The following is a 5,657-nucleotide window of genomic DNA, read 5'->3' as shown; positions in this document are numbered from 1 at the left end:
GCCGTTGAGGGAGCCGGTGAGCCAGACCTGGGCGCGGGCGACGTCGTTGATGTCGGCGGAGACGAGCATCCAGTTGGTCAGCGCGATGAGCATGGCGTTGGCGCCGATGCCGATGAGCACCAGCCGGAAGCCCTCGACGCCGTTGCGCCAGGCCAGCAGGTAGATCACGAACGCGGTGAGCAGGCCGCCGAGCAGCGCGGCCAGCGGCAGGCCCAGACCGGCGAGGAGCCCGACGATCGAGCCGCCGCCGGTCACCACGATCAGGGCGACGGCCGCGGCGCCGGCACCGGCGGTGATGCCGAGGATGTCGGGGCTGGCCAGCGGGTTGCGCGAGAGCGACTGGGTGATCGCGCCGGCCACCGCGAGGGCCGCGCCGACGACGACGGCGCCGATGCCGCGGGGCAGCCGCAGATCCAGCACGATGAACCGGTCCAGGCGTGCGCCGCCGCCGGCGAGCACGTCGAGCACCTGCGGCACCGACAGCGGGTAGTCGCCGCGGCCGAGGCTCACGCACAGCAGCAGGAAGGCGGCGACGGCGAGCGCCGCGCACACCAGCAGGTGCCGGCCGCGCCACACCAGCGACACGGGACCGATCCGCAGGGCCGGGCGGGACGGGATCGCGGCGGAGACCTGCACCAGGCGGCGGGGGCGCCGCTCCGGGGCCTCCAGGGTGGTCGAGTCGGTCACAGGGACACCAGCTTCCGTCGGCGGACCAGGGCGATGAAGAACGGTGCGCCGATCAGGGCGAGCACGATACCGACCTGCAGCTCGCCGGGGCGCACGACGATACGGCCGATCACGTCGGCGAGCAGCAGCAGGATTCCGCCGAGCAGGCCCGCGTAGGGCACCAGCCAGCGGTAATCGGGTCCGGTGATGGCGCGGGCGATGTGCGGGACGATCAGCCCGATGAACGCGATCGGGCCGCACGCGGCGGTGGCGGCGCCGGTGAGCAGGGTGATCGCGACGATGCCGACGGTGCGGCTGACCGCGACGTTGGTGCCGAGCGAGCGGGCCACGTCCTCGCCGAGGCCGAGCACGTTGAGGCCGGGGGTACTCGCGAGGGCGATGACCACGCCGGCGGTCAGGAACGGCAGCACCTGCCATAGCACGTCGGGGCCGCGGCCGGCGACCGAGCCGACCACCCAGAAGCGGAACCCGTCGAGGGTGGTCTGGTCGAGCAGCACCACCGTGTTGGTCATGGCCTGCAGGAAGAACGCGACGGCGGCGCCGGCCAGCGCCAGGCTCAGCGGGCTGGCCTTGCCGCCGCCGATGGACGCGAACCCGAAGACGGTGACCGCGGCGAGCAGGGCGCCGGCGAACGCGAACCACAGGTACTGCGACGGGGTGGTCATCCCGAACAGGTAGATCGAGAGCACCACGAGGAAGGCGGCGCCGGCGTTGATGCCGAGCAGGCCGGCGTCGGCGAGCGGGTTGCGGGTGTGCCCCTGGATGAGGGCACCGGCGATGCCGAGGGCGATCCCGACGACCAGACCGAGCACGGTGCGGGGGATGCGCAAGCTGTGCACGATCAGGTCGGTCTCGGAGCCGTCGTTGACGGTCAGCGCGTGCAGGACCTCGGCGAAGGTCATCGGGCGGGCGCCGATGGAGATGCCGGCCAGCAACACGAAACCCAGCACCACGATCAGCGCGGCCAGGCCGAGCAGGCGGCGGCGCCGCAGCCCGGCGACGCTGCTGTCCGGGGGGAGCGGGGCGAAGCCGTCGGCGGCGGCGATCTTGTCGGTGACCACCTCGGTGTCGCGGCGCAGCAGCGCGCGCCGGGTGCCGACCGGGGCGCCGGTGGCGACGTCGCGGGTGACCAGGCCGGTCCACTGCTTGCCGAGGCTGCTGCCGGTGTGGCCCTCGCGGCGGCCGTTGTTCCACAGCCAGAATCCGGCGGCGGCGGCGACGGCGGCGAACCCGAAGACGATGCGGTCGGTCTGGCCGCCGCCGTTCGCGTCGCCGAGGGTGTCGACGAGCAGCGCGCCGATCACCAGCGGCACGGCGAGCAGGGCGGCGTCGAGCGCGGTGGCGGTCAGGCGCCGCGCGGGGCTCGCCGGGGGGCCCGGATCGGGCAGGACCGGTGAGTCTCCCGGGTGTCGGATCGTGGTCACGGGCGGGGTGCTCCTCGGGATCGGTGCCTGCCGGGGACGCGGACGAGGTCCGCGGAGAGACGTACGGGAACTTAGGTTACGGAATCCTATCTATCCCGTCTCCTGAGGAGTTGCGCAACCGCCCCACACATGCAAAGGTTAGGCTCACCTAAACCGTCGCGGGGTTGTGGAACCGTGGTGCTGCTTGCCGATCAGGAGGTGTGTGGGTGTGACTCTGCTGCTGACCCGTCCCGAGGTCCCGGAAATCTGTGCGGTCCCGGGGTCCGCGTTCGACGACACGCGCACCCGGCTGCGCGCGCTGGCGCCGGACGCCCCTCGCGTCTACGCCGTCGCCCGCGTCGACGAGGAACCCCGCCGCCGTTGGTGGCGCCTGGCCGGCGAGGACCGGGCCCAGCGTGTCGACCTGCTCTACCGCCGCGTGCTCGACGACGTCGAGGATCCGCGCATCGCCGTCGAACAGGTCGCCGGGGCGCTGATCCACGTGGTCGTCGGGCGGGTCCTGGCACCGGTCGTCCTCGACGGGCGCGCCTGGGATCCCGGCCTGGAGAACCTGTGGATCCACCAGGACAGCGACGGCGGCATCGACTGGGCCGGCGTCGCCGACGACACCCTGCGGGTGCTGCCCGGTGATCCCGCCGAGGGCACCCGCGGCGTGGTGGTGCTGCCGTGTGAACAGGCCCTCGCGATCTGGACGGCGCACCGCGCCGTGACCGCGCTGTCCACGGTGCACCGGACGCTGCAGGGTTGCGCGCCGCTCGACGGCGCCCGGTTCTGGGCGCTGGTCGGCCGGGCGGTCGTCACCGGCGCCGCGCAGCTGCCGATGCTCGCCGCGTCGTCGCGGCAGGTCTCCGCGCGCCGCGGCCAGCAGCTGCTCGACGCGTTCGTTTCCGCAGGGTTTCCCGTCCGAGGCCTTGCCTGATTAGGGCAGCCTTCCCTACAATCATGGTCGTCACCTACTGTCGGACCGCGCCGGAGTCCTGAGGGCTGCAGAGACTCCCGGTCCTTCCCACGGCGGGCCCTGCATCCCTGCGGGGCCCGCCGGATCCTTTTCCGGGCCCGCACCGCCCGCGCGCCCCGGCGGCGGCGCGCCCCGTCGGGCGCCTACCATCCGACAGGACAGGGCGGAGACGCCCGGACAGCCGAGACGACGGAGACCTCATGACCAAGCAACTCACCCCCGATCCCGCCGCCACCACCGACGCCAACAACGTCGGCTTCGGTACCGCGCTCGGGCTCGAATTCGTCGAAACCGGCCCGGATCGGGTGGTGGCGCGCTGGACGGTGACCCCGAGCCACCACCAGCCCTACGGCATCGTGCACGGCGGGGTGTACTGCGCGGTCATCGAAACGGTCGCGAGCATCGCCGGCGCGCTGTGGTTCGGCGACCGCGGCAACGTCGTCGGTGTCAACAACAACACCGACTTCCTGCGCGCCACCCGCGAGGGCGTGCTCACCGCGACCGGCACCCCGCTGCAGCGCGGCCGCACCCAGCAGCTGTGGCAGGTCGCGATCACCGACGAGCAGGACCGCACGGTCGCGCACGGGCAGGTGCGCCTGGCCAACATCACCGACGCCGACCGCATCGGCCACTAGAGCTATCGGCCACTAGAACTACGGTCCGCCGGCTCGGGCACCCGGTGCCCGAGCCGGTTCGGCGTCAGCCGGCCTCGCGGGCCGACCCGGAGCCGCCCTTCTCGATTTCTGCCGCCGCGGCCTCGGCGGCCTCGGTGTGCTCCCGCAGCCGGTCGATCGCGATCCGCGCGAACACCTGCTGCTCGGTCGCGGCCATCTCGTTGCGGCCGGTGGACAAGAACGCCTGCGCCCACGACAACAATGTCGACAGCTTCGACGAGAACCCCACCAGATACAGCAGGTGGATGAACAGCCACGCGATCCAGCCGATGAACCCGCTGATCTCGAGCTTGCCGACCTTCGCGACCGCGCTGAACCGCGAGATCGTCGCCATCGAGCCCTTGTCGAAGTAGTGGAACGGCTTGCGCTGCGCCGGATCCTGCCCGTGCAGGCCCGCGACGATCTGCTGCGCGGCGTACTTGCCGCCCTGCATCGCCACCTGCGCCAGTCCCGGCAGGTTGTCCAGCGCCATCATGTCGCCGATGACGAACACGTTCGGGTGACCCGGCAGCGTCAGGTCGGGCTGCACTTGGACGCGACCGGCCCGGTCGATGCCGGCGCCGGACTGCTCGGCGAGCTGCTTGCCGAGCGGGCTCGCCGCCACCCCGGCCGACCACACCTTGCACTGCGACTCGATGCGCCGTTCGGTGCCGTCCTTGTCCTTGACGGTCAGGCCCTCGGCGTCGACGCCGGTGACCATCGCACCCAGCTGGATCTCCACCCCGAGCCGCTCGAGCGTCTTGCGGGCCTTGCGGCTGAGCTTGCCCCCGTACACCGGCAGCACGTCCGGGGCGCCGTCGAGCAGCACCACCCGCGCCTCGGTCGGGTCGATGTGCCGGAACGCGCCCTTGAGGGTGCGGCGCGACAGTTCGGCGATCTGCCCGGCCAGCTCCACCCCGGTGGGGCCGGCGCCGACCACCACGAACGTCAGCAGCCGCGTGCGTTCGTCGTGGTCGTCGGACAACTCGGCCTGCTCGAACGCCCCGAGGATGCGGCCGCGCAGTTCGAGGGCGTCGTCGATGGTCTTCATGCCGGGCGCGAATTCGGCGAAATGGTCGTTGCCGAAGTAGGACTGGCCGGCGCCCGCGGCGACGATGAGGCTGTCGTATTCGGTGACGGTGACCCGGTCCAGGAATCGGGAGGTGACCGTCTGCGCGTCGATGTCGATCGTTTCGACCTCCCCGAGCAGCACCTGCGCGTTCTTCTGCTTGCGCAGCACCATGCGGGTGGCCGGGGCGATGTCGCCGACGGACAGGATGCCGGTGGCCACCTGGTAGAGCAGCGGCTGGAACAGATGGTGGCTGGTGCGGGCGATCAGCACGACGTCGACATCCGCGCGTTTGAGGGCCTGGGTGGCGAACAGTCCACCGAATCCGGATCCGATGACCACGACCCGATGACGACCCGACCCGACCGGCTGGATGCTCATCTGATTGCTCCCTCGACGTCTGTCAGTGACCGGGCCGATCGGTGCCGGCGCGGTCCCCGCCTCACTCGGCGAACAGCCCCAGTCTCGCAGCATTCGCGGGCCGTGACGCGTCGAACCGATCGGTGAGTCGTGTCCGGCGCGGTCACTCCGGGTCGCGCAGCAGCTCGTAGACCGGGTTGTGGCGGGCGGCGTGCCGCACCGCGTCGTTGGTGGCCGAGGTGTAGATCTGCACCGTCTGCAGGGACCGGTGCCCGAGCAGCTGCTGCAGCTCGACCATGGTCGCGCCGCTGTCGGCGAGGCTGGTGGCGAAGGTGTGCCGCAGCGCGTGCGCGAGCGCGCCGCGTTTGCGTTCGGATTCGATCCCGGCCAGCCGGTACATCCGCCGGACCCGGTACTGCAGGGTGCCGCGGGTGATGCGCCGGCCGTCGCTGCCGACGAACAGCGGATCCTCCGGCGGGAATCGTTCCCAGATCGCCAGGTCCTCC

6 protein-coding genes are annotated in these 5,657 nt (G+C 71.9%); 2 read left to right on the top strand and 4 right to left on the bottom strand.

What is annotated here, in order from left to right; all coding sequences use genetic code 11:
• Both I0Q12_RS32915 and I0Q12_RS14820 read right to left on the bottom strand, forming a co-directional pair.
• Positions 1 to 669, bottom strand: a 669-nt coding sequence (locus tag I0Q12_RS32915; protein ID WP_374068705.1) for an iron chelate uptake ABC transporter family permease subunit, incomplete at its 3' end; no start/stop codon positions are given.
• A gap of 14 nt (positions 670 to 683) precedes the next feature.
• Positions 684 to 2,111, bottom strand: a complete 1,428-nt coding sequence (locus I0Q12_RS14820) for an iron ABC transporter permease (RefSeq protein WP_197252632.1) — start codon at positions 2,109 to 2,111, stop codon at positions 684 to 686.
• Between the two features lie 208 nt (positions 2,112 to 2,319).
• On the opposite strand from I0Q12_RS14820, the gene I0Q12_RS14815 reads away from it, so the two are divergent.
• Together I0Q12_RS14815 and I0Q12_RS14810 are read left to right on the top strand one after the other, a co-directional pair.
• On the top strand, positions 2,320 to 3,030 hold the full coding sequence (locus I0Q12_RS14815) for a hypothetical protein (protein WP_307846247.1): 711 nt from the start codon (positions 2,320 to 2,322) through the stop codon (positions 3,028 to 3,030).
• Between the two features lie 239 nt (positions 3,031 to 3,269).
• Positions 3,270 to 3,704, top strand: a complete 435-nt coding sequence (locus tag I0Q12_RS14810; protein ID WP_197252631.1) for a PaaI family thioesterase — start codon at positions 3,270 to 3,272, stop codon at positions 3,702 to 3,704.
• Between the two features lie 64 nt (positions 3,705 to 3,768).
• Here the strand turns inward: I0Q12_RS14810 and I0Q12_RS14805 are convergent, their stop codons facing one another.
• Both I0Q12_RS14805 and I0Q12_RS14800 read right to left on the bottom strand, forming a co-directional pair.
• Entirely contained in the window at positions 3,769 to 5,172 is a 1,404-nt protein-coding gene (locus tag I0Q12_RS14805) for an NAD(P)/FAD-dependent oxidoreductase (RefSeq protein WP_197252630.1), read from the bottom strand.
• A 142-nt stretch (positions 5,173 to 5,314) separates the two neighbouring features.
• The coding region (locus I0Q12_RS14800; protein WP_197252629.1) for a tyrosine-type recombinase/integrase at positions 5,315 to 5,657 on the bottom strand (343 nt) is incomplete at its 5' end.

Origin of the sequence: Rhodococcus sp. CX, from assembly GCF_015865005.1 — a bacterium.
In the GTDB taxonomy this organism is placed as follows: domain Bacteria; phylum Actinomycetota; class Actinomycetes; order Mycobacteriales; family Mycobacteriaceae; genus Rhodococcus.
Note: the sequence above shows the minus strand (reverse complement) of the source record. Positions and strands in the feature narration are given on the sequence as shown.

Excerpts from the sequence above, each read along its gene's own strand:
- I0Q12_RS14810 (WP_197252631.1), top strand. The coding sequence starts at position 3,270 with ATGACCAAGCAACTCACCCCCGATCCCGCCGCCACCACCGACGCCAAC.
- I0Q12_RS14805 (WP_197252630.1), bottom strand. The coding sequence starts at position 5,172 with ATGAGCATCCAGCCGGTCGGGTCGGGTCGTCATCGGGTCGTGGTCATC.